At 59.2% G+C, this 24812-nt stretch carries 23 protein-coding genes; 17 read left to right on the forward strand and 6 right to left on the reverse strand.

Annotated elements, in window-relative coordinates; translation table 11 throughout:
• Positions 1-388 precede the first annotated feature (388 nt).
• The 16 genes from EGO55_RS05480 to EGO55_RS05555 all read left to right on the forward strand — a co-directional run bounded on the left by EGO55_RS05480 (position 389) and on the right by EGO55_RS05555 (position 16434).
• On the forward strand, positions 389-1039 hold the full coding sequence (locus tag EGO55_RS05480; protein ID WP_021691240.1) for a helix-turn-helix transcriptional regulator: 651 nt from the start codon (positions 389-391) through the stop codon (positions 1037-1039).
• Positions 1040-1451: 412 nt separating this feature from the next.
• Complete coding sequence (locus EGO55_RS05485; RefSeq protein ID WP_124916730.1) at positions 1452-1841, forward strand: hypothetical protein; 390 nt, start codon at positions 1452-1454, stop codon at positions 1839-1841.
• Positions 1838-2527 (forward strand): hypothetical protein, encoded by a 690-nt coding sequence (locus tag EGO55_RS05490; RefSeq protein ID WP_021691238.1) that lies wholly within the window; start codon positions 1838-1840, stop codon positions 2525-2527. The genes EGO55_RS05485 and EGO55_RS05490 overlap by 4 nt, the downstream gene beginning before the upstream one ends.
• 24 nt (positions 2528-2551) lie before the next feature.
• Entirely contained in the window at positions 2552-3577 is a 1026-nt protein-coding gene (locus tag EGO55_RS05495) for a hypothetical protein (RefSeq protein ID WP_021691237.1), read from the forward strand.
• Between the two features lie 142 nt (positions 3578-3719).
• Positions 3720-4412, forward strand: coding sequence for a C39 family peptidase (locus tag EGO55_RS05500; protein WP_052023756.1), 693 nt, complete (start codon positions 3720-3722; stop codon positions 4410-4412).
• A 10-nt stretch (positions 4413-4422) separates the two neighbouring features.
• On the forward strand, positions 4423-5364 hold the full coding sequence (locus EGO55_RS05505) for a hypothetical protein (protein ID WP_021691235.1): 942 nt from the start codon (positions 4423-4425) through the stop codon (positions 5362-5364).
• A 53-nt stretch (positions 5365-5417) separates the two neighbouring features.
• Entirely contained in the window at positions 5418-5978 is a 561-nt protein-coding gene (locus EGO55_RS05510) for a peptidoglycan-binding domain-containing protein (RefSeq protein ID WP_161566026.1), read from the forward strand.
• Between the two features lie 48 nt (positions 5979-6026).
• On the forward strand, positions 6027-7409 hold the full coding sequence (locus tag EGO55_RS05515; RefSeq protein ID WP_021691233.1) for a transporter: 1383 nt from the start codon (positions 6027-6029) through the stop codon (positions 7407-7409).
• 133 nt (positions 7410-7542) lie between these two features.
• On the forward strand, positions 7543-8412 hold the full coding sequence (locus EGO55_RS05520; RefSeq protein WP_021691232.1) for a helix-turn-helix transcriptional regulator: 870 nt from the start codon (positions 7543-7545) through the stop codon (positions 8410-8412).
• A gap of 216 nt (positions 8413-8628) precedes the next feature.
• Positions 8629-10923 (forward strand): TonB-dependent receptor, encoded by a 2295-nt coding sequence (locus EGO55_RS05525; protein WP_021691231.1) that lies wholly within the window; start codon positions 8629-8631, stop codon positions 10921-10923.
• A 43-nt stretch (positions 10924-10966) separates the two neighbouring features.
• On the forward strand, positions 10967-11902 hold the full coding sequence (locus EGO55_RS05530; protein ID WP_021691230.1) for a zinc-dependent alcohol dehydrogenase: 936 nt from the start codon (positions 10967-10969) through the stop codon (positions 11900-11902).
• A 1-nt stretch (position 11903) separates the two neighbouring features.
• Positions 11904-12725, forward strand: coding sequence for a sugar phosphate isomerase/epimerase family protein (locus EGO55_RS05535; RefSeq protein ID WP_021691229.1), 822 nt, complete (start codon positions 11904-11906; stop codon positions 12723-12725).
• A 7-nt stretch (positions 12726-12732) separates the two neighbouring features.
• Complete coding sequence (locus tag EGO55_RS05540; RefSeq protein WP_021691228.1) at positions 12733-13971, forward strand: cytochrome P450; 1239 nt, start codon at positions 12733-12735, stop codon at positions 13969-13971.
• A gap of 12 nt (positions 13972-13983) precedes the next feature.
• The gene (locus EGO55_RS05545; RefSeq protein ID WP_021691227.1) at positions 13984-14409 is read left to right on the forward strand and encodes a GlcG/HbpS family heme-binding protein; all 426 of its coding nucleotides are present in this window, start codon (positions 13984-13986) and stop codon (positions 14407-14409) included.
• Positions 14410-14420: 11 nt separating this feature from the next.
• The gene (locus tag EGO55_RS05550) at positions 14421-15236 is read left to right on the forward strand and encodes an SDR family NAD(P)-dependent oxidoreductase (protein ID WP_021691226.1); all 816 of its coding nucleotides are present in this window, start codon (positions 14421-14423) and stop codon (positions 15234-15236) included.
• Between the two features lie 19 nt (positions 15237-15255).
• A complete protein-coding gene (locus EGO55_RS05555) occupies positions 15256-16434 on the forward strand; it encodes a cytochrome P450 (RefSeq protein ID WP_021691225.1) in 1179 nt (392 codons plus the stop codon).
• A 123-nt stretch (positions 16435-16557) separates the two neighbouring features.
• On the opposite strand, the gene EGO55_RS05560 is transcribed toward EGO55_RS05555, so the two are convergent.
• The 3 genes from EGO55_RS05560 to EGO55_RS05570 form a co-directional block, all read right to left on the reverse strand.
• On the reverse strand, positions 16558-17799 hold the full coding sequence (locus EGO55_RS05560; protein ID WP_021691224.1) for a cytochrome P450: 1242 nt from the start codon (positions 17797-17799) through the stop codon (positions 16558-16560).
• Between the two features lie 24 nt (positions 17800-17823).
• Complete coding sequence (locus tag EGO55_RS05565; protein WP_021691223.1) at positions 17824-18582, reverse strand: SDR family NAD(P)-dependent oxidoreductase; 759 nt, start codon at positions 18580-18582, stop codon at positions 17824-17826.
• Between the two features lie 83 nt (positions 18583-18665).
• Positions 18666-20858: a TonB-dependent receptor gene (locus EGO55_RS05570; RefSeq protein ID WP_021691222.1), complete on the reverse strand. Its 2193-nt coding sequence runs from the start codon at positions 20856-20858 to the stop codon at positions 18666-18668.
• A 286-nt stretch (positions 20859-21144) separates the two neighbouring features.
• On the opposite strand from EGO55_RS05570, the gene EGO55_RS05575 reads away from it, so the two are divergent.
• Positions 21145-21564 (forward strand): nuclear transport factor 2 family protein, encoded by a 420-nt coding sequence (locus tag EGO55_RS05575; protein WP_021691221.1) that lies wholly within the window; start codon positions 21145-21147, stop codon positions 21562-21564.
• A gap of 150 nt (positions 21565-21714) precedes the next feature.
• Here the strand turns inward: EGO55_RS05575 and EGO55_RS05580 are convergent, their stop codons facing one another.
• The 3 genes from EGO55_RS05580 to EGO55_RS05590 are packed head-to-tail and all read right to left on the reverse strand — an operon-like array spanning position 21715 to position 24782.
• Entirely contained in the window at positions 21715-22281 is a 567-nt protein-coding gene (locus EGO55_RS05580) for a nuclear transport factor 2 family protein (protein WP_021691220.1), read from the reverse strand.
• 37 nt (positions 22282-22318) lie between these two features.
• Positions 22319-23530: a cytochrome P450 gene (locus EGO55_RS05585; protein ID WP_124916731.1), complete on the reverse strand. Its 1212-nt coding sequence runs from the start codon at positions 23528-23530 to the stop codon at positions 22319-22321.
• 49 nt (positions 23531-23579) lie between these two features.
• Positions 23580-24782, reverse strand: a complete 1203-nt coding sequence (locus EGO55_RS05590; RefSeq protein ID WP_021691218.1) for an acyl-CoA dehydrogenase family protein — start codon at positions 24780-24782, stop codon at positions 23580-23582.
• Between the last annotated feature and the right edge of the window lie 30 nt (positions 24783-24812).

The following is a 24812-nucleotide window of genomic DNA, read 5'->3' on the forward strand; positions in this document are numbered from 1 at the left end:
TCATTATTGTTCGCGACATGATGGGAAAATTTCCAATACTTGTAATAATGCGAATTTTATCGTCCAATTCTCGGCAACATCATGGACGACAGGTGTGTCGAAAGAAAATTTCAGACCGCCTCGAATTTGAAGGACAAAATATCGATATATTTAAGATACATAAGAACACTTCATATACACCAACCTCAACAGAAGGCTTATGAGCGCCAGCGCGATGAGGGGCGGTCCGTGCCAAAAAAGCGGCCATCAGAGTGTCGCGATTACTCCAGATCCCCTTATCGTACTGGAATAGAATAGTAATTTGTGTTTATTTGATCATCTTACGAGCTTACCATTCGTCATGACGGGTCCGCGCGGTTGTTGTTTAGCTGATTGGGGACGTCAATTCATGGATGCACTGCATTCGAGCACCACTGGGGGGCCGACCAAAGGGGCTGATGGGGATGATTTCAGTAATCTTCCGCTCACGGTATTGCTTGATCAGTCGATCGTGGCAGTCGAACGGATTCTGACCTGCTGGTCATTACTGGACGCACGCCCACGTTTGATTATCAAACGGAATCGCAATCTCGTAGCCTGCTGCCAAAGCACGCAAGCCATAATTGCGGCGGGCGATTTCCTCCGGTTGGAGCGTGGACGGGTCACTACGGCTCATGAGAAGGATTTCGCGAGGTTCGCGACTGCGGCGGCGGCACCGACGCATGAAACGATCACCGTGCTCTTGCGACATGGTCGCGACGATGCGCACATGATCGTTCGCGCAATCGCCATCAATGATGATCTGGTTTGCCTGTCGTTACAGAATGCCAGTGGGGAACACGCCATCAGATTGCCCGATCTGAAGATCGCATTCCGTTTGACGCAGAGCGAGGCCCGCATCGTGCAAGATCTTTGCAACGGCCTCTCCCCCCAGCAGATCGCCGTTCGAAACAGTATTTCCATACATACTGTCCGCGCCCACCTGCGGCGATGTTATGACAAGCTGAATATCACCAATCGCGAACAACTCTGGCACCGTTTAAGCGCCTATCAGATGTAAAACGCCAACCCACCCCGGCTTCTGGCACCCTTCCTCCGAATCACCTCCAACACGCACCAACATGCGCGCATCTGCGCCTGCGCATCGGCACGCCCTGCACAATTGCAGTAGTTAAAAAAGACTAGGCCATGTCGATTATTACAAATTGACTAGTGTCAGTTGGGGATGTGCACGATTTCGAATCGTATTAATCCTGCATTCACAGCCAAAATCGGTCGCACAATGCAAAGTCTCTGATCTTTGCAAATAAACGTTGAAGTAATGGTGCTTCAGCGAGCGGTGGACCGATGTCTGCCATCGGGAACGGGGGTCTCCAATGTTCCGGTTGAGCGTGTCGAAGGCAATGCCAGGCAAAGGGTTCTGTGCAAACGTCGCAGCGGTTGCTCTGGTGATGTCAGTTGCAACCCCCGCAATGGCAGGTGAAGGCGATTCCGATGTTCCGCCGGGCAGCTTCATCTATCAGCGTGATGTAGGGCCCCGCGCCGCCGAAGACCCTGGTGTACCGGGCAAGCCCTCCTACGTCGTTCTCGGCGGCAAGGACGTTATTTTCAGCGCACTGGGGCTTCAGCCTCTGAGCGATGCCGAACAGGCGCAAGTCACTGCGGCGCTGGATCCCCGCAAAAACATCGTTTCTGACACCGTTGGGGCCGGTCTCGATATTCTCACATCCGATCGCGCAGGCACGCAGGCTTCGCTGAACGGCGAACACGGTGGCTATGTCGGAGATACGATCAGCGGCGCAATGAGTGTGGTCCCTGCCGCGATGGGCGCCTTGCGGACTGCCCTTGGAGTAGACCGGTGATCCGCCCCCGTATCACGCTTTCGGGCGCCATGATCTGCGTGGCGTGGAGCGTTATCGGTGCGCCGCAGCTTCATGCGCAGAGCACTGCCACGGCTGTGCAGGACGAAGTGGTCGTGACGGGGGCGCCTGAAGAGCCAGCCCCGGCCACCACGCCCGTTGCTGCAGCAACGGCAGGCACGGCTGACGCGGTCCCCGCCATTGCGGGGGTCAGCGGGAGGCTTGCCGTCAATCTTGCAAGCGGAATCGGCAATCAACAGATCAACGGCGCCGTTATCGCAATGGGCGAAACCGCGCTTGCCAGCGGCGTGGCCGCGCAGATGATGCTGGGCACCGACGACAGCGACCGGGCCACGCGGATCGCGCTGGAAGGTGATGCCTTCTCCCGCGTGTCCGGCATGGCCAGTATCAATATAACGGCAGGTGCCCACAACCAGTCGGCAAACCTGGCCGTTCTTTCCCTTGGCAATCAAGAGGCGCTTTCGGATCAACTGCTTTCGCAGTCGCGCGCCTCGATCGAACCGAGCGGGTCCACTGGGGGCACCGGGGACCGGAATGACACCATCGAGATTGGTGGAAACACATTCCGGGACAACAGCGGACTCATCCAGGTCAACCTGATCGGCGGCGAGAGGAATTCCTCCGCCAACGTCTTCGTGCTGAGCGTGCTCGACGAAGAAATCCCTTGATGATGTGTAGGAAGGAGATGGACGATGAAATATCTGCTTTTGAGTGCAGTCGCGGCTTCGGCAATGCTTGCCGCAAGCCCCGCATACGCCAATCGTGATCGAGACCATGGTTCCGATATTGATGTCAATTATGAGAACAATATCAAAACCAGCATCGTTACCGATGTAGCCTATTACAAAGACGTCGCACTGGAAGGCACGGTCAGCCTCGAAGGGACGATCTCGGTCGACAGTTCAGCTGTTGCCGTGACGGACGTCAAGCAACTGTCCGGGCTCAACAACGTAACCTATCGCGAAGAAAATGAGCTGAATGGCGAAAATGGCTATGTCAGCGATATTTTCGGACCGGGATGGAGCGAAGCCGGCAACGATCCCAACGACAACCTGACCAATGGGGTTCTCGAAGGGGCGATCCGTGTCGGCTATTTCGCGCCGATCATCAATACAGTCGATGCATTCGATGTGAGCGGCGCCGGCAATATCGGGGTCAACCTGTCCGCCGGTTACTACAACATGCAGATGAATTCTGCGACGCTGGCTTCCTCCAGTGTCCAGGACCCGGACGCCTCGGGTGGCTGGTCAGAAGCATCGACCACGTCGCTGCAAATGCTGGTGGGGACCTATCAGTATGGGGCAGAAACCGACGTTCTGCCGGAAGATGATCCGACAGATGGCGGCGGCGGCAACAACTTCCGCGATCGTAATACGGTCATGGGAGGCGCGGTATCGGGCGATGGCAACATCGGCATCAACGCGGCGGCTGGCAGCTTTAACCAGCAGGCCAACCTGCTGACTCTGGCTGTCGCAACCGATGCGGCGCTGGCCGAAGCCAATTCCGGCTTGCTGCAAATCGCCGTGTTTAATGGCGTCGAACAGCAGGACAGCATCAACACCGTCGGCACGCTGACCATTGCGGATGCGTCGGGCAACATCGGCGTCAACATGGCGGCCGGTGTCGGCAACCAGCAGTTGAATTCGCTGACGATCGCAACCTCGCTGGCCAGCGGTGGTGGTGACGGCAACGGAGGAGGCGGCGGCGACGGCAGCTGACCTGATGCCTTTGGGAAGGGGATGACGTCGCTCCCTTTGTCCTCCCCTTCCCAAACTTTCCCTTCGAAGAACGATGCAACAAGCAGGTGCGGAAATGTCCGAGCAGGCGCGATACAGGCAGATCAGAGGCGCGGGGTCACCCGTGCTTGCCCTGATCATGCTCGCCCTGTCGGGCTGTGTAACGGCACCCGATCAGCCCGCACCGATATGGCTGAGCCAGACATCCGAAGGTGCGCCGATTATCGAAAAGCAGGTGACCAGCTGGAAAGCGCTCAAGTTCAAAGATATTGTCAGGCAGCGCACTGATTTCAGCTGTGGGGCTGCCGTCCTCGCCACGATGTTCAACAAGGCGTTCGGATACGAGACCACGGAACAGCAAGTTCTCGTCAACATGCTGAAGATCGCCGATCCCGACGTCGTGCGGGAAAAAGGCTTCTCGTTGCTGGATATGAAGAACTACGTCCGCAACGTCGGCCTGGATGCAGAAGGATATCGGCTCAATTACGACGCGCTCGCCAAACTGCAGGCACCATCGATCGCGCTGATCAATATTCGCGGCTACAAACATTTCGTGATCGTGCGGAAAGTCTTTCCCGATCACGTCGCCGTGGGTGATCCGGCGCTGGGTAACCGGCTGATGACACGCCGCGATTTCGAAGCGGCGTGGAATGGCGTTGCCTTCATCATGATGGGGCCAAGTTACAACCCCGCCAATGTACTGCTCGATCCGCCGGAACCCCTGTCCGCCAAGCGGCTGCTGGAACTCCACGCGGTCCTGCCGGGCGCGGAGACCGCCGAATTCGGCTTCGGTCCCGCCTATCAGTTCAGATTTTAGGAGGCCCACCATGTTCAGAAACACTTCTGGCCAGACATCGGGCAAGACGATGCGAAGGCATGCGGCAAGTGTTCTGCTGCTGTCTGCCAGTGCACCGCTGCTGATGGCGGCCTTACCCTACGAACGGGTTCTCATCGACGATGATGTGCCGGTTGTCGGCACACGCCTGGGCACAGGCGGCATCGCGCAAACCCCCGTCATACCTACCTGGCGCCCCGCCATGGACAGGCTTGGAACACGCCTCGCCGATGTCGAACTGAGCGAGATGCGGGGCAAGTATATCACCCCCGATGCCGTGTCGTTCTTTGGCATTTCGATGCTGACGAGCTGGCAGGACCAGAACGGCGTGACGACTGTGGCCCGGCTGGCCTTCAACGTCGAATTCACGCAGCCGCCGGGCAGTTCGCAGCCCGTCCCGCAAGTCCTGGTCAACTGGGTTCGCGAAGGCGATCCGGGAATGGACGTGCGCGGCGTTTCCGATGGCTATGTCGCGCTGACATCCAGCCCGGATCAGGTACTGCCGGTCGGCGCGCTCGATACTCTCAACGGGGCAGGTCAGGTCAATGTGATTGCCGGCGCCGACAATGCGGTTGGCAACACCATGCGGATCGCGATCGTTCCGCGCAGCGCGGTGACCGATATGGGAACGTCGGGCATGTCTCCGCTGTCCGCAACGCAAAACCACACGTTTGACGATGGCGATCAGTTGCAGTTCCGCGTGGCAGACAACCAGATCGGCCTGATCATGACCGGCGGTCATGGCACGGACAGCACGATGCAGATGGTAGGTGGGGATCTTGGGCAGATGCTGCAGCAAACCATCCTCAACAGCGACCAGAACCACGTTCTGAACAGCGCCTCGATCGTGTTCGGTGTGAACACGTCCGTGCGCAATCTCGATCAGATCAATGCGGATGGCGCATTGTCAGCCATGAAGGGGTTTGGCTTTTGATATGGGGTAAAACGCTAGTCATCCGGGGGATGGCAATCGTCGGAATTGCAGCCATGGCCACAGGTTCTCCGATGGTCAGCGCGCAGCAGGCACCCGTCCATCAATTCGCGGTGGAAGGTGCGGGGCGTGTCAGTTGCAAGCAGTTCACGGCTTTATACAAGGATCAGAAATCTACAGATTATCAGCATGTCATGGGGTTCGTGGAAGGGTACCTGACTGCGGCCAATCGGTACGAACCGAATACCTTTGACCTGACCCCATGGCATAACGCCGTCGCATTGGGGCTCATCCTCGAAAAGCACTGCGGTGCCCATCCCGACGAAACGCTGGTCAGCACATTGCAGCGCATGGTCACCAGCTTCCGCCCGATCCGGGTGGCGAGTTTTTCGAAGTTGGTGGAAGTGGGCGACGACAAGAAGCGCACGATTGTTTACGACGCGGTGCTCAAACGCTCGCAGGCGGCGCTCCGAAACAAGGGACTCTATCAGGGTCCAGAGGACGGAATCTACACGCCCACGCTGCGCGAGGCATTCAAAAAATTCCAGCAACAGAAAAGCCTGCCTGCATCCGGACTGCCGGACCCGGCAACGCTGTGGACCTTGTTGAACCCCTGACGGGGCAAATGGCAATCGCGCCGTAACGGCGCAGGAGGGAGAAGGACCATGACCGGACTCAGGATCACCAGATCGACCGCTGCAATCCCGCTATGCGTTGCCATGTTCACCTTGTTAAGCGAACCCGTGGCGGCGCAGGACGCAACCAGCCCGGTGGACGGAACCGGCAAGAACGTCGCGACCGAAGTGTCGCAACTGCGGGCCAAAGTCACCGAACTGGAACAACAGCGGGCCGAAGCCATCGAACGCGTGGACGATTTGCTGGCGCGTGTGGAAATGCTCGAAATGCGCCTGGAAGCCGTACCGATTACCGAAGGGGAAGCACTGGCCATGCGGGGCCGATATTCGGCACCCACAACCCGCGCCGTCCCGGCTGATCCGGCCTTTTCCTACTGGCAAGGGGAAACCCCGCAGCAGGGGCTGCAAGGATCCAGTGGCGCTCCGGGCCGCGAGGAGACAGATGATCGCAAAGCGCCTGCCCCGACCGAAGCCGTGGTGGAAGTGGCGCAGCAACGGCAAGGCCGGTTCGGCGATCGTGTCGGGCTGGAACTGGGCCTCGATTACAGCCATTTCGATAACGCCCGGATCAATCTGAACGGGTTTCTCGCGCTGGATGCGATTTTCCTCGGCACCATCAGCATCGATCAGGTCACGGCCGATATTTTCTCGGTCACGCCAGCCCTGCGCGTGGGGGTGACGGACCGTCTGATCGTCAGCGCGGAAATGCCCTATCTCTACCGGATATCCAATTTCCGCTCGGGCGGTGCGGGCGGCAATGCCAGCGGACTGGTGGAGAAGACAGTACGTTATGACGGCTTTGGCGATATGACGGCGGGGGCCAGCTATCGCCTGTTCCGCGAAACCGCAGGCAGGCCGGATCTGGTGATCAATGCCCGGGTCAAGGCACCCACTGGCAAACATCCGTTCGGTGTCGAACTGATCGAAGTCGAAGGCAGCCAGGGCAACCTGTCCGTCCCGAGCCGCCTATCTACCGGATCGGGCGTCTGGGGCATGTCGATCGGCCTGTCCGCCCTCAAGACGATCGATCCGCTGGTCGTATTCGGCAGCCTGACCTATTTCCGGAATTTCCAGAAAGGCTTCAAGGATATTGACGAAGCTGAGGGCATGCAGCCCGGACGCGTCGATATCGGCGACGCATTTCAGGTGGGCGCGGGTGTGGCCTTTGCCCTGAACGAGAAATCCAGCATCAGCCTGTCCTATAATCAGAGGCTGGTGCAGCGGACCCGCATTCGCCGGGTGGGCGAGGACTGGCGCAATATTATCGGCAGCCAGGCCAATGTCGGCTTTGTGAACATCGGCGCGACCTTCTCTCTCGGCCGCCACCTGTCGTTGATCTCGACCGTGGGTGTCGGCCTGACCGAAGATAGCCCCGACCTGGCTGTCAGCGTGCGCTTGCCTTATCGCTTCTAGGCCGTGGAGAGACGCGACCCTCCCCAAAAAAAAGCTCATAGATGAATTATTGCATCGCTGTTTCGTTTATGTAAGAATTTGCTTGCACTTCAGGCGCAGCGATCGCGAGGGCACAAAGGGGAGGAAGGCGCATATGGCCCTGACCACCACCCACGGGCAAATCTGCACGGCAACCGTACGCGTGCACGTATACAATTATCAGTACGACGGGGATGGCCCCTATGTGCGGCAATCTCCCGCCGATGTCCTAGCCCTGTTTGCCGCGCCTCCGAAAAATGCGATGGGCAGTTATCGCCGCGCAATGGAAACATCAGCCAGAGTCCCGCTCGGCCAAATGATGATTGTGCCCGCCCACACCGCCATTCAGGCAACCGGAGATTTCGGCGAACAGCGGCTTGCGACATGCACGATGCGGAGGCTCCTGCCAGACGATTTCGACATCGACGACATCACACGGCAACGCGCCTGTGGCGATCTTCGCGAACCCAATATCCTGGCAGGAATGCAGCGACTGATCAGCGAGGCCCTGCAGCCCGGCTTCGCGTCCGACGTGCTCATCGATGGCCTGACCCGAACGCTTCAGGCTGATCTGGCGCGGCATTTTTCGGGCAGCGCATCTACGCTGCATTCCAAAATGGAGGCAGTGCATAGTGCGCTTGCCCCATGGCAATTGCGCAAGATTGAAAGTTTCACCAGCGAAGCGCAAGGATCACCCGTGCGCGTGGCGGCATTGGCCAACGAAGTCGGTCTCAGCCCCGGCCACCTGATGCGGGCCTTTCGCCAGAGCACGGGGCAGACGGTCCATGAATTTGTCGAACAGGTCCGCGTGGCCCGCGCCCGCGCCCTGCTTCTGGATACCGACAAGCCCATAAAACAGATTGCCGATCTCCTCGGCTTTTCCTCACCCAGCAGCTTCACGCTCGCATTTCGCCGCGCGACCGGGGAAAGCCCCGCCCGGCTCAGACGCAAGAGATCGGATGGTTTCGGAGAACCGGAGCAATAACCTGCGCGCTGCATCGCTGCCCGATCACACCGGAATGTGCGTTTCGGAACACGATGTTCGATTCCGAATAAACACGTCCATCCCATCATGCCTGCGTCAGTGTTAGCCAGACCTCCTGACTGACCAATGACGCATGCCCGAAATGCATGCCTGCGCACGCACCGCGGCCAAAGGCAATAAACAGGAACGGGGCATGCCCATTCGAGGGAGGGTGCAATGCTTACAGGCAAACACATATGGGCGAGTTTACTGATCAGTCCCGCCATTTTCGTCTTTTCTTCCCCAAGCCATGCGCAAAACGCGGAAGACAGCACGGGAAAGTTGCAGGACATTGTCGTCACCGCACGCCGCACGTCCGAACTGCTGCAAAATACGCCGGTTTCTGTAACAGCTGTGCAAGGGCAGACGCTCGACAGGCTCAACATCATGGACGTTCAGGCCGTCCCGCAGCTGGTCCCCAATATCACCTTGTCGAAAGTGACCGCCAGCCCATCCACTGCGGCGATTTTCATTCGCGGGATAGGGAACACCGAATCGTCGCTCGTTTCGGAACAGGGAGTCGGGATCTATCTGAACGGGATCTATATCGCCCGATCGGCGACAGCCATTTTCGATCTGATCGACGTTGATCGGATCGAGGTGATGCGCGGCCCGCAAGGCACGCTGTTCGGGCGCAATTCCGTCGGTGGCGCGATCCAGCTGGTATCGAAGGTTCCTTCTCAGGACATGCACGGAGAAGTGAAAGTCGGTTACGGCACGAATAACGACTGGTTTTCGCGCGCGCGCCTGGAAACGGGGGAATTCGGGCCATTCCGGGCGGCCATCACTTATATGCATCACCAACGGGATGGTTACGTCAACAACCACCTTACCAAAAAATCGCGCGACCCCGGCTTCCTGAACAGCGATTCCCTGTTCGCATCGCTGCACGGCGACTTCGGCAAGCTGACCGCTGATTACAGTTTCGATTACGACAATCGCCGGGGACAGGGATCGCTGGCTCAGATTGTCGCATCAACGGCAGATTTTTATAACTACTTCAGCCAATCAGAAGCATTGGGCGGTGCCCCGTTCCTGTTCGGTCCGGGGCGGCGCAGCGAAGGGCTGCAGGAAGGCGATATTGACCGGAAAGGCCGCTATCGCACGGATACCCGCGCGACCATACAGGGGCATGCGCTGACTTTGGCTCTGGAAGTCAGCCCTGCCCTGACGCTCAAATCCATCACCGGTTATCGACGCTTCCGGCAGGATCAGGTTGTCAATGTGTCGGGCAATGCGCTGCTGAAGGGGATCGTGTACGATCCCGTTACCGATACGGCATCCATCCAGCCGGTCACGCCCTACAACAACACCGCCGAAGGCCATCACCGCCAGTTCAGTCAGGAACTGCAGGCGCTGGGCCAGATCGGCGACCTTAGCTACGTTCTGGGAGCATACTACTTTCACGAGAAGGCACGCGAAGCGTTATACCAGAAGCTGACGTTCGTACTGCCCGGTGGCGGCGCGGGCGTGAACCTGAACCCGGTTCAGGCCTATGGCGGCACCACGCGCTCCACCGCCGCTTTCGGACAAGTCAGCTGGAAGCCTTCGGCGCTCGACGAACGGCTCGAAGTGACAGGCGGACTACGCTACACGTCGGACAGGAAAACCATCCTGCTCACAGGCGACGTGCCGGATCTCACCGGGCGCAAATCTTTCCACAATCTGTCCTGGCTGGTGTCCGCATCCTACAAGTTCACCCCCGATGTTCTGGGCTATGTCCGGGTATCGACCGGGTATCGCGCCGGTGGCCTCAGCCCACGGACAAGCTTTCTCAACCCGTTCAAGCCCGAACGCGCGACCGCCTACGAAGTGGGCCTCAAGACGGAACTGTTCGATCGCAGACTCCGCCTGAACCTGGCCGGGTTCCTGACGCAGTATCGCCAGTTGCAAATCAATCAGTTCAAGGCCGATGCCGGTGGGGCGACCACGCTCACCGTCAATGCCGGGAACGTCAATTACAGCGGGTTCGAGGCGGAATTTACGGCCATCCCGGTGAACCGTCTGACACTGGATGGTTCGATCGGTTACACCCACGCCCATTTCAAGACGTTCTATTACCGTGATCCGCTCAGCAATGACCTGATCAACGTGGCCGATGAAGCGCGCATGCAGCAGGCCGCCAAAGTGAACGCACATATCGGCGCCCAGTACGTTGCTCCGCTCCCGTTTGGGCAACTGCTGGCCCGGGTCGATTTCAGCTATCGCGGCAAAGTCTATTACGGATCGCTGGACCGGGCCGCGCAGTTCAACCACGCTGTCAAATCGCCGCCGGACTACAACCTCAGGGCGCGTCTCGCGGTCACGGACATCGCGGTCGGCAGCGCCAAGCTGGAAGTGGGCGTGTGGGGTGACAATCTGACCAACGACAAGAATGTCGAATATGGTGTCGACTTCGGTTCGCTGGGGTTTGGCCTCGTCACTTACAAGCGCCCACGCTCCATCGGAATCGATACACGGATCGGGTTCTGATACTATTCCCAGCCCCCTGTTGCTGCATCAGGATTGGATACACATGAAAGCTGTGAAGTATCTGGATGGTTCGGTTCAGGTGGTCGATGTTCCCATACCGGAAGGGCCCGGTGTGCGAGTGCGGATCAGATCGGCGGGGATATGCGGTTCCGATCTGGCCATGCTCGACAGCGGGTTCGAGATGGCAGGCATACCCGGTCACGAAATGGCGGGTGTACTGGCAGATGGCACCCCCGTTGCCATCGAACCTGTCGCACCATGCGGGGTATGCGAATTCTGCCGGGCAGGCGACTACCAGGTTTGCCGTTCGGGGACGGAACGAATTTTCGGCGTGGGTCGCAACGGCGGCATGGCAGAGGAAATCGTTGTCCCGGAACGCTGCCTCGTCAGGCTTCCTTCAAAGGTGCAGGTGGACAACGCCAGCCTGATCGAACCGCTGGCCGTGGCGATCCACGGACTACGCCGTGCCGGGGCGCGGCCGACAGACCGCGTGGTGGTAGTGGGCGCCGGTGCAATCGGGCTCTGTGCGGTGGCCGCTGCTGCCGCGATCGGCTGCACTGTGGCGCTGGCCGCGCGACACGATCATCAAAAGGCCGCAGGGGCCCGGCTGGGGGGCGGCGAACCGCACGGGGAATACGATATCGCGATCGATTGCGCGGGGGGAACCTCGGGGATTGCCGATGCCTGTGACTGGCTGCGTCCCAATGGCAAATTGCTGCTGCTGTCCGCATCGTGGGAGGAGATCCGCCTGCCCGGGCTGGTGGTCGCCGCCAAGGAACCGGAAATCGTTGGTTCGACCATGTACGGGATGAGCGGTGTGGTTCGCGATATCGACAACGCCGCGGTCCTGCTCGGTCTCAATCCCGCCATCGCCAGCACGATCATCACCCACCGCTTCCCCCTTGTCGCTGCGGCCGAAGCCTTTGCCATGGCGCGTGATCGCAGCGCGGGAGCGATCAAGGTCATACTGGAGCCCTGACATGGTCGAATATTGCCTGGAGACCGTGAACTGGTCTCCTTATCTGGGTTTCGATCAACCTGATTTGCCAGCCATGGTCAGCGCAGCATCTGCCGCGGGCTACAAATGGATCTCGTTCGATCTGCCAAGCCTGACGCATCACACCACGCACAAAGGTTCGCTGTCCCGCCTGCGGGCGCAGATGGACGAAAACGATGTGCGCATGCTCGCCCTGCATTCGCTCGCGATCAGTGACGACGGGCGGCGCACGAAGGAACTGGCACAAGAAGCCATTGCCGTGGGTCGAACCATGGGGGCGCTCTTTCTCCACGCCGGTGTCGTGACCACGCCCGACACCCGGATTGTCGATATCACCCGCGAAGTCGAGGCAATGTGCCATGAAGGCGGCATGGAACTCGCGATCGAGTTTCTTCCGTTCCTGCCCCTGTCATCGATCGCACAGACCCGGGAACTGCTCGATGCAGCCGGGCTGACCGGGCGTAATTTCGTGGTCGACAGTTGGCATTTCTTCAATGGCCCCGACGACCAGGACAAGGATGGCTGGGCGGCGCTTGCCAGCATCCCCGCATCGCGCATCGCCTATGTCCAGTTTGCCGACCATGGCCCCTTGCAAAGCGACGATCTTCTGTTCGAAACCACGCAAAACCGGGTGATCCCCGGAACCGGCAGTTTCGATCTGCAACGGTTTGCCCAAACCCTGCGCGCGGGCGGCTTTGACGGCGTTGTCGGCCCCGAAATCCTGTCCAGCCGGGTTCGGCAAATGCCCATCGAACAGGTTGCCCAACAACTTATCGCAGCCACCATGCCGTTTTGGAGCGAATGATCAGGCCATGGATATCACAGCACACAGTTTCATGGATGCGGACATTCAGGAAAACCCGTTTGCCTATTACGATGCGCTGCTGCGGGATGCGCCAGTCTATTACATGCCGGAAATCGGCGCCTACGTTGTCAGCAAGTACAAGGACATCCAGTTCGCTGTCATGCACCCGGAAATCTGGTCGATCGACATGCGCAGCCTGCCGCGCGCCAACATGTTCCGATACCAGTCATCGCAGGATCTGCTCGCCGCCGAAGGTTTCCCGCGCGACACCCGGCTGACCACCGATCCGCCAGCGCACAACACCTACCGTTCGGCGCTGCGTGAGGCATTTTCCCCGCGTCGGGTCCGCGCCCAAAGGGCATTTGTGCAGAGCGCGGTCGATGATCTGATCGCAACCATGCGCGGCAAAACCGCATGCGATTTCCTGCGCGAATTCTGCTGGTGGTTGCCGATGCGGGTGATCACGCACTTGCTGGGCGTGCCGTTCGAGGATGCGGCCCGGATCAAACACTGGTCGGATGTCTGGGTCGAACCTCTGACATATGGCCTGTCGGAAGAACGCGAACTCGTGGTCGCGCGCGAGGAGATCGCGCTCCAGCGCTACCTTATCGGCCATCTTGAATATAAACGTCTGCATCCGGGTGAGGATGTACTGACCGACATGCTTAACGCCTCCATGCCCGATGGATCGCCCCTCCCGTTGCGCGAAATCGTCGGTCTTGCCGAACATCTCATCGTCGGCGGCCATGAAACCGCCACCAGTGCCCTTGCCGCAGGTATGGCCATTCTCGCGCAAAGGCCGGATATCGTCGCCGAACTGCGCGCGGAACCGGACCTTGTTGAAGGGTTCGTCGAAGAGGTCCTGCGCACGGAATCCCCCAGTCAGGGGTTCTTCCGGCTCGCAGTACAGGATTACGAACTGCGCGGTGTAACCATACCTGCAGGCGCCATGGTCCACCTGCGATTTGCCGCTGCCAATCGCGATCCCGAACAGTTTGACAATCCACACCAGTTCGACATCCGGCGAAAGAATGTGAAGACGCATCTGGCGTTCAGCCAGGGCGTCCATCACTGCATTGGGTCTCCTTATGCGCGGCTGGAACTGTACACCGCGTTTCGCTCACTCATCGATGCGTTTGACGATTTCCACCTGACCCCGGGCAGCGAACCGCTGTCGCATGTCCCGGGCTTGTCGTTGCGCACCTTAACCGGGGTCCCTCTCAGCTATCGCGAACGACAGCCATAAGGAAAAGGCACCATGCAGATCAGTGAACCGCGCGCCACGCTGACAATCGATGCCATTCAGGCCATGCTCAACGCCGCCACGGCCCGAGCGCGGGAACTGTCTGCCAAACTGCACATCGTGATTGTCGATCATGCCGGGAATCTCGCGGGATTTATCAGCTTTCCCGGAACCCCGCGCATCGCTGAAACGACCGCGCGCCGCAAGGCGTTGACGGCAGTCCACATGGGCCAGACGACCGAAGCCTGGGAGAATTATTTAAAATCCATCCCGGCCTCGGAACTGAAAATCATCGATACCATGCCCGACTATATTGCCGCGATCGGCGGGTATCCGATCATCGAAAATGGTCTGGTGCTCGGTGCCATCGGCGTATCCGGCGTCAGTCAGGAAGTCGATGGCGATGTGGCGGAGGCGGCGCTCCGTGCGCTGCATGGGTGATGGCAGCGATAATGGCAGGATCGCCCTTCTCCGCCCTCGATATGCAGGGGAAAGTCGCCCTTGTGACCGGCGCAGGCCGTGGCATCGGGCAGGCGACCGCGATGTTGCTCGCACGGCGCGGCGCGGCGGTCATGGTGGCGGACATCGATGGCACCGCCGCGCAGGCAACGGCACAGGCGATTTCGGCAAACCATGGCAGGGCCGCCCATCTTGCCATCGATATGACTGATGAAGATCAGGTCGCGGACATGATCGATCAGACCGTTCGAATGTTGGGTGGGCTGCACGCCGCGTTCAACAATGCGGGGATTGCCCGTGTGGGCCCGCTGCTCGCCCAGGCCCCTCTGTCGGATTGGCAACAGACCATCGATGTCAATCTCAAGGGCGTGTTTCTCTGTCTGAAATACCAGACCCGGCACATGGCCGAATCCGGCGGCGGGGCTATCGTCAATGCCTCCTCCTGCGCGGCCCTGCTCGGCCAGCAACGCACGGCGGCCTATTGCGCTTCCAAGGCTGGGGTAATCGGCCTCACGCGCGCGGCCATGGCGGAATATGGCCCCAGGCGCATACGGGTAAATGCCATCGCACCCGGTTCGATCGATACGCCGATGTTGCGGCAATCGGTCGGCGACGATGATGGCATTATCGCGGCACTGGGCAAGGATTATCCGCTGGGCCGGATCGGGCATGTGGACGATGTTGCCGAAACCGCCGCGTGGTTGCTGTCCGATGCCGCATCATTTGTCACGGGCATATGCCTTGCGGTCGATGGGGGCTACACATCATCCGGCCCATGGGCGCATAATCCCGACGACGCGCCAGCCTGATCGCACAAAGGAGTACGCTATGCGCCGCGATATTCCCCAAGGATGGCGTATCCTCGAAATCAGCGCGCGTGACGATTACTACGAATACTGGAACGATATTCGTCGGCAATCGCCGGTGCATGATGCCGGGGACGGTCTCTTTGTCGTGAGCGGATGGGAACCGGCCCATGCAGGATTGCGCCATCCGGAGCTTTACGCCGGCAGCGGGGTGGCCGCCGCCTTCGGCTTTGACAGCGCCGTGGAGGCCGTGGTGCGCAACTGGCTGATGTCGCTGAATGGGGATGACCATCGGCGGGCCCGGGCACTGGTGGCGCGCGTCTTCACACTGCGCGCCGTAGCCGCGCTGGAGCATAAAATCCGCGCGATCACGCGCGATATCATGCGAGAATTCGTCCAGCAGGCGCAGCAGGCTCCCGCCAATTTCTCGCGCATCGCGGCGACACGGCTACCCTGCGAAATGATCCGGACGATGTTCGCCATCGATCCCGCCGAATGGACCGCGCAGGTCGAACCCCTGTTTCTGGGTGCAGCGGGGTCGCAGGATCATGCCTTCGCCGCAGTCAGCGGTCTGACCACGTATTTCCATCAGACCATCGGCAATCCCGGCACCTGTGATCCTGACGGGATAATCGCCCTGCTGCGGGCCGCAGGCAGCGATGGCGACAGGTTGAGCGAAGCGGAAGTGATTGCAAACTGTGTGCTGATCGTGACCGCCGCGGTCGATACCACGGCAGGCCTGATCGCCAACGCGCTGGTGCGATTGATCGAGCATCCTGAGATTCTGGCGCGTGTCCGGGCAAACCCCGCGCTAATCCCGGCGGTCATCGAAGAAACGCTGCGGCACTGCCCCTCTGCGCCATCCTCGTCCCGCCATGCCGCCACGACTGTGGAACTCGGTGGTGTCACCATTCCTCAAGGCAGCGATATCTTCTTTTCGATCAGCGCGGCGAACCGTGATCCGGAAAGGTTTGCCCACCCCGACCGTTTCGACATCGACCGCCAGGAAACCGGCGCCCTGACTTTTGGTGGCGGGGCGCATTTCTGTCTGGGCGCGGGTCTCGCCCGCCTTGAGGCGCGAGTGGCGCTGGAAGAGATTCTGGCGATCACCAACACCATCACACTGGCGGAACCGGTGCAATGGCGGACGGACAACCCCGTTGTGCGCGCACCGGCGAACCTGATGATCACCTGTTCATGACCGATCCGGTTCCAACGCAATAACGCGTTGCCAGCCGCAGACCGGGGGGCGAACACCGCAGGTTGCGCAGCCTGGCAACTGGCCCCCCTGCACCGTTCGCGCCGTCCTTCCGCGGCCTCGCGGTTACCTCTTGCGGAAATTGGTCTTCAGGGATTTCAGCGCATAGAACACGAAGCTCGGATGATATTGCATGTCCTGCTCGGGCACGGAAATGTCATACCTGTCAAAGGCGCTGGCAAAAAACGTCGCCAGTTCCAGTCTTGAAAGCATGTGGCCGATACAATGGTGCAACCCCGGCCCGAATGCCATGGATTCGCGATTGTCCCTGTCCGCACGAATTTCGAGGGGGGCGTCGAATACCCTCTCGTCAACGTTGGCGCCAAAATTCATGATCCAGAGAAGATCGCCCTTCTCGATTTGCTGGTCATGCCAAGTGAAACTTTCGGCCGCGAGACGGGTCATCGCTTTCACCGTGCCGGGATAACGAAGCAGTTCGGTCACCACAGGATAGGCCGCTTCGGGATCGCCCCGCACCAGATCCTGAAGATCGGGGCGGCGGCAAAGCTGGACGATCTGCGTCGTCAGCGTGTGCGCGGTGCTTTCCGCCCCGGCCACGATAATCGCGTGGAAGGATGCCAGCAATTCGTCCTGGCTCAGACGGGCCTTCCCATCGCGGGCCTGCACCAACAGAGAAATCAGGTCGTTACCCGGATTCTTCTCTCGATCGGCGATGAGATCGCTGAAGATCGCGTTCATGGTCTTCAGCGTTTCGTCGAGCTTGTACACCAGCGCAGGCGTGACCCGCGCCGCCGCCGTTGTGGCGGTAAAATCGGATACGAGCCCGAACAGGGTATTCCGTTCGGATTCCGGGATACCCAGAAGATGTTGGATGACCAGGGGGGGCAGCATCGCCGAAATGCGTTCGCCAAAATCAATTTCGCCACCATCGCCGACATCATCCAGCAGACGATCGACAATCGACTGGATCAACGGCCCGAGCGAGCGCACGATTGCCGGCGTAAAGGCCTTCATCATCAAGGTCCGCACCCGCATGTGATCGCGGCCATCGAGGCGATTTACGGTCAGCGGGATATATTTGCTGACCGCAGAGACTTTGTCGCGATCCTCCTGCGGAATGTCGCGCAGAATCTGTTCCAGACCGCGCGCGGATGACAGGCGCTTGTCTGCATAGGCTGCTTTCACATCGGCGTGCCGCGTGATGATCCAGCCCCGGTTCCGCTCGCTCCAGAAGACGGGATTGTCCTGCTGGAGCGCCATGAGCGCTGGCCAGGGATTGGCCAGAAATGCCGGATCGGCGAAATCGATGTCGAGATCGGCTGTGTCGCCAGTGATCAATTGAGTCATGGAAAGTAATGTCCTTCGCAGCGTTCAGGCTACCAGCCCGCCGTCGACAACAAGCTCCGCACCCGTCACATATGTCGCCATATCGGACAGAAGAAATGCGGCCGCGTGCGCAATTTCAATGGGCTCAGCCAATCGCTGCATCGGGATTGATGCTTTGGCCCGGGCGAACTGTTCCGCATCCGCATCGATCGATCCTGCGATCATCGGGGTCATCACCAGTCCAGGCAGAATGGTGTTAACCCGCACACCACACGGTGCGAGATCGCGCGCGGCAACACGGCTTATGCCGCGCACCGCCCATTTCGTGCTGACATAAACGATATCCTTGCTGATCGCGGGCGGCATCCCGGTGGCAGAAGCGATATTGACGATCGCCCCCTTTGCCTGGCTGCGCATGTATTCGCCAATGATCTGGACGCCCAGCAGGATACCCAACTGGTTTACCGATACGGTCCGATTGAAATCGGCCGCGTCAGGATCGGATCGCAAGGTTGTATTGCCTTTGACACCTGCGGCAGCAACCAGCCCATCGATAGTGCCAAACGCCGCCTTGCCCGCATCCAGCAGGCGCGCCCACGATGCCGGATCGCGGGTATCGTGCTGCACGAACAGACCACCGGCATCCGCCGCGATTTGCCTACCTTCCTGATCCTGAATGTCCGCAACGATGACCTTGGCCCCGTGCGATGCAAGCAACTGGCAAGTGGCCGCCCCGATGCCGCTTGCTCCACCCGTAACAATGACCGCGCGGTCAGACAGCAATTGCGATGGGATTTGAACCACGGGGCGTGCCTCTCGTTTTTCGTTTTCTCTTGAAACGGATGCAGCCGCCCCCAATAGGGGAGCGGCTGCCCTCCATCACACCATCAGAAGGTGTATGCGGCTTCTACACCGAATACCCGGCCCTTTTGAATAGTCTGGAAGTAGCCGCCCGTCGGAATGATGGCGAGCGAGGCATTGGCCCCCATCCCCCGGTCATCGAGCAGATTGCGCCCATAAACGCTGAGTTTCAGGTTCGGCGCGGCAGCCGGGGAAAAGCCTATCCCGGCCGACAGCAAATCCACTGACGGCAGGAAGGTGGTGTTGCTGTCCGTAAAGGGCGAACCGCCGCGATGATCGATATTGACGAACGCATTGAAAGACCCTGCACTGCCCAGTTCGGTGTCGTAGTACAGGCCTGCGCTATAGGTCCACGGCGCCAGACGCGGAATCTTGAGCGCCTTGTCGACCGCGTTGATCACGCCATCGCCATTCAGGTCTGCAATGACCTTGGTATATTTGCCATGGACATAGCCGAGCGAGCCACGGAAAATCAGGCCCTGTGCGAGCTTCAGCGAAGCCTCCGCCTCGAAGCCCTTGATCTCGATATCACCGGCATTGCCAATAAGCGTGGACACACCGTTGATTGTCACAGCAGTCTGTTCGCGCTGAACGTCAGCCACCTTGTTCCGGAATGCGGCAACATTGAGGGACAGTCGACGATCGAAGAAGCGGCCCTTGAAGCCCACTTCGAGAGAGTTGGCGGTTTCGTCGTTGAACGGCCCCGGCGGCACGCTGAGCGAGGCCACGCGCAAGTTGTATCCGCCCGCGCGAACCCCGCGGCTGTACAGGCCATAGGCCTGAACATCGTCATTGAACTCGTATTTCAGCGACAGGCGCGGCGTAAAGCTGGTGAACTTTGACCGATCGTTGAAAGTGAAGTGGGTGCACCCTTCCATGAAGGTACAGGCAGGTGAAGCGGTGAAATCGCGCGGTTCGATATTCACACGCTTGCGATCTTCCGAATAGCGTGCGCCCACGCCGAACGTCAGCTTGTCGATGATTTCGATATCGGCGTTCGCGAAGATACCCCACGATTCCTGATGCTGGATGCCGCCACCCCGGCCGACGCGATTGGCAAACAGCAACTCATCAAGCGTTTGATAATCGATCTTCTGCTTGAAGAGGAACAGGCCGGTCACGAAATCGATACGATCGGCAATCTTTACCGAATACCGCAGTTCGTTGCTCAGCTGATGCTGCTTGATGTAGCTTCCTGCATTGAAGCTATGGGCAGCCGAACCATCGTTGTCGCTGGTGACCATGACCTTGTAATCGCGATAGCCGAAGACATTGGTCAACCGGCCATTGCCGGGGCCGACATCGAGATTGGCTTCCACGACAAGCGAATTGTACACGAGATCGGATTCGCCGGGCATATTCGATTTGGTACCGAATTTCGGCGCCTTGACCGTGCCGCCCGGGTTGCTGTTCACACTGCCGTCGCCATGGGCTTCACCGTGTTCACCGATAATCACGAATTCCACACCCGGCGCCGGAGTCAGCGAAAACGTGGGGCGCAGGAACCACGAACGCGCCTTGCCATCGTTGCGGTCGAGCGTGACGTTCTTGAAATAGCCGCCATCCCGTTCGTAGTAACCGGCCAGACGCACTGCCAGAACATCCTTGGCCAACGGGGCTTCGACAGCGCCGCTGATGGTGATGTCCGTTCCCGTGCCGCGCAAACCGCTTTCGACGGAAACTTTCGCATTTGCCCCGAAATCCCCGCTCGGACGGCGGGTGCGCAGCAGAACGGCGCCGCCGGTGACGTTACGGCCAAACAGCACACCTTGTGGACCGCGCAGAATTTCGACCGATTCGATATCGTTCATATCGATGATCGCGCCGTTGTTCGTGCCGAGATAAACGCCATTGATAACAGTCGCGACAGCAGGCTCGATGCTGGGCACCGAACTGTTCACGCCAAGACCGCGAATGGCGAAGTTCGCCGTGCCCTTGATCGAACCCACGTCATCCAGCTGTACGTTCGGCGCAGAATACGAGAGACTCTCCACACTGCGGAACTGCATTGCATCAAGCTGTTCGCCGCTGAACGCGGTGACCGAAGAGGCGACGTCCTGCACACGTTCGCCACCAGCCTTCTTGGTTGCGGTCACGACGATATCTTCCATCAGGACATTCTGCTGTGTCCGATCGGTATCCTGCGCATGGGCCGGGGCTGCGACGCCCATCAGGGCAAAGACAGACGTGCCGAACAGAACGATATTCTTATTTTTCACCAGGTATCCTCCCCAAATCATCTTGTTTCATGGAAAAGCGACAACCGCTTCCTATGCCGCGCCATCCGGCACCCTGTGGCGAGACCCCGAAGTCCGGAGCACTTCCTGCGAAGCCACTTCGGATCAAAACTCACTACCCGGCGACCAGACTCCAACGACATTTGATACGTTACTGAGCTTATGATCAGTAATATATCGCTACTTTTTAAATGGTCAATAAGATTGTTGCATGCCCTCTGTCAGGCGATATGAACGGCAGGGAACGAAGCGGATAAGGAGCCAATCCATGAGTGAGAACCTCGAAAAATCAAAACGGTGGCTAGACATTCTGGCGCGTGGCGCCGGAGAGGAATGGGCAGAGGTCGCGCATCCGGACCTTTCCATGCAGGCCCCCTTCATGCCAGCAGGTCGGCATGGGCGGACCACGGGAATCATCCCAAATCGCGATCGCGTCACCGCTTTCTGGAAGTCATGGGATTCATTCCGCTTTCACTCGGTAGACATCCATGCGGCGGCCGATGACAACAATCTGGTTTTTGTCACGGCAAGTTCAGAAGCGCGCACAGCCTGGGGATCGCCTTACGAAAACAAGTACGTCATCATACTGCGCTTCGCAGACGGGAAAGTGATAGAACACCTCGAATTTCTCAATCCGCTTCCGGTTATAGAGGCGTTCGGCGATCGCCTTGCCCCAAAATCGGAATAGAAACCTGGCAACTGCATGATGGCGGGCGCAGTTACATCCCACGGCATCGCGCTGTACGAAGACAAAGGCACTGGCCAGAACTGCGTCCAGCCAGTGCCAATTCCATCCGCAATCCTGGTTAACGCCTGATCGGTGCAAACCCGCCGATCATCACTGAATCTCGGTTGTCGTCATGATTTCTTCGGAATAGCGATTACCGCCGCCCCGGACGATGGCGATATCGCCGGTGCGCCAGCGGATATCGGTACGACGGATGGCAATGCGCCATTCCCCGTCAACGCGCACCAGATCATCCTCATAATAACCGCCAAGCACACAAAACGCGCCGGAAGGATGATCATCCATGCGGTGCGTGCAGGTGAAGTTGCAACGCATCCAGGCCTTGTCGCCATCGATATCCACTTCGAAATTCGACAAAATCCAGTGGATGGAATCGATCCGGCCCAAAGTGAAGCGCGCCTGCGCAACACCGACCGCAAGACTGGCGCCCGGCGTGTTCGCCACTTCCGGACTGGCATAGTTGCGCCAATCGTTTTCTTCCGGATCGCGGATCAGGAACTGGGGATTGTCAGTGAAGCACGTGACATACCGTTCAAGGTCAAAATTCTCGAGAGAGGAGGAATATCGGATCGCGACATCGATCACTTCCTGGCGTTTTGCCACGGATTCAGGTGTGTATGCGCGTGTTTTCTGAAAGCGGGGCTGGGCAGGTTTCATGGGGCTCTCCCAATATGGTGTTGAACGTTGGCTGCCATCACCCGCAGGTGACGGGCAATGAAGGAATGGCGAAGGTTTCCGAGCCTTCGAAACAAAGCTGGACATCCTCCGGCTTCGCGAGTTGCAGGGCGCTGCCGCGCTTGAGCATTTCTTCCGCGACAACGCGCATTTCCATCCGCGCGGTGGGCGCGCCGATGCACGAATGGCGCCCTAAACCGAACGTAAGATGCCTGTTTTCCGCCCGATCCAGCCGGAACTGATGCGGCGCTTCGAACTGTTGCGGATCGAGGTTCGCCGCCTGCCAGCACATGTAGACCGTATCGCCCTTCGCGATCCGTTTGCCATGCACCTCGTGGTCTTCGGTCACATTCCGATACAGCGCGAAAAACGGCGTCCACAAACGCAGCGTTTCTTCGACCGCTACCGGCATCAGATCCGCATTCCCGTTCAGGACATTGCGCACCTGCGGTTGCGCGAAAATATTCCATAACAACGACGTGATCGTCGATGCCGCCGTCCCGCTTCCGCCAATCAGCAGGGTGGCGATAACGCGCCCCACCTCTTCGGCATCGAGCGGGCGACCATCAAAATCGTAATTGGCCAGTACCGTCATGAAATCATCGCGCGGCGTATGGCGCCGTTCTGCCACAGCGCGCAGGCCCATCGCGGCAAGACTGTCGAAATTCTTCCGATATTCGGCGGAATCGCGCATACTGCCAAGAAGCTTCTGTGTGATGTCATGCACGCCGGACAATTCCGCATCACGCTCGAAACCAAGCACATAAAATATCGCGCGCTGGGGAATTTGGTGGGCAAGATCCGCCGCCAGATCGCCGCCACCGTTCGCCACGATCGCATCGATCAGTTCCGCCGCATCCGCACGCACCCGCTCCTCAATGCGCGCAGGCACCCCGGCATTCATGCCGGCGACCAACAATTTGCGCCATTTGCTATGCTCGGGCGGATCGCTGTTGATTGCCACCGCCTGCGGGTGATCCCGTATGTCACCCTTGGGCAATGGCCGCTGCACGGACGGCGAAGAGGCATAGAGGCCAAAATTCGTCAGGCCGCGTTTCACATCCTCGAAATTACGGAAAATGTGAAACCCGCCCAATTCCTCGCTGTAAGGCACCGGGTTGGTGAGACGGTCTCGATCCAGCAGGGCCCGCGCTTCAAGAGGCGTATAATTGTACGTACTGAAGCGCGAGAAATCTGCCGTTTCGGGTGGCAGCGCGGTATCGCTTGGCATCACGTTCTGCTGTGCCCGGTTCGCATCGTGCGCATTGTCCGACACAGGATCAAACGCGCTCCAGCGGCACGATCATCTCTTCAAAGCCAAGCAGGCGCTGACCGAGAACCTCGTAAGCGAGATCGCGGTTAAAGATGATATGACGCGATCCCATGTGATAATCACGCCAGTATCGCTGCGCCGGGTTGGTGTCGGCAAACCCCGACGAACCGAGCAAATCCATCAGCCTGTCGGTGCAGTGCGACAGCAGTTCGGTGACAAGCCCGGCTTTGGCCCCTACTATCGCCCGCTCCCCGATATCGAGTTGCCGCTGCGCTTCGGCCGCATTGTCGGCAAGGCTGGTGGTTTCCTCCAGCAAGAGCTGTGCCGTCGCGATCTTGGCGGCCATTTCCCCGATCGTTGCCTGATACACCGGGGAATCGCAGCGCCGCGCATAACCCGTCACGTAGATGTAGGGCTTGTCCTTGCTGGCCAGCGCAACGTCCAAAAGACCCTGAACCGTGCCTACCAGAACCCCCAGCGCCTTGGCTCTGAGAACCGGAATACTCTGCCAATAATCAGACGGTTCGCTGCCGCCATGGGTGATTTCACCCAGCACAGACTTGTTGCAGAATTGATCGGCTCCGATCTCGATGTTGTCGGCAACCAGCGTTTCCGATCCGGTGCCCCGCATGCCCGCAACGATCCAGGTATGATCAATCTGCACATCGGCCATGCGCAGCAGTACGAGGTTAATTTCCCCGTTCGCGTCAGTCGCAGGGACAAGCGCCCAGTCCGCATGGTAGCAGGCCGACGCATAGGTCCACTTGCCCGTCACGAAGAAACGCCCGTCGCGCTCTTCCAGAGTGCCGCCGCCCACCTGTGGGCCGCAAACCTTGCCGATCGTGTCCCCGAACATCAACCGCTGCATCGGCTCGCTTGTCTTGCTTCCGATCCATGCCGTGGAATTGAGGATCGACACGACCCATGCGGTTGACGGGCAGCCTTTCGCGATTTCGGCGCAAAACAGCGCCATCGTCCGCGACGAGGCACCAAGTCCACCCCAACGGCGCGGAACCGCAAGGCTGAATGCACCCGTTTTCGTGATCGCATCGATAACTTCGGGGGCAACTTTTCCCGAAACCTCGTTTTCAGCCGCATGCCGCTCAAGCAAGGGGCGCAGCGCCCGTGCCTGATCAATCAGGTCATCATGGAGGTCATATGCAAAGCGACCATTCGCTTCTTCAGCCTGCCGCGCGAAAGCGGATGTCATGCCAGTCTCCCAATAAATCTCGAAACCGCC

Origin of the sequence: Caenibius tardaugens NBRC 16725 (assembly GCF_003860345.1) — a bacterium.
Classification (GTDB): domain Bacteria; phylum Pseudomonadota; class Alphaproteobacteria; order Sphingomonadales; family Sphingomonadaceae; genus Caenibius; species Caenibius tardaugens.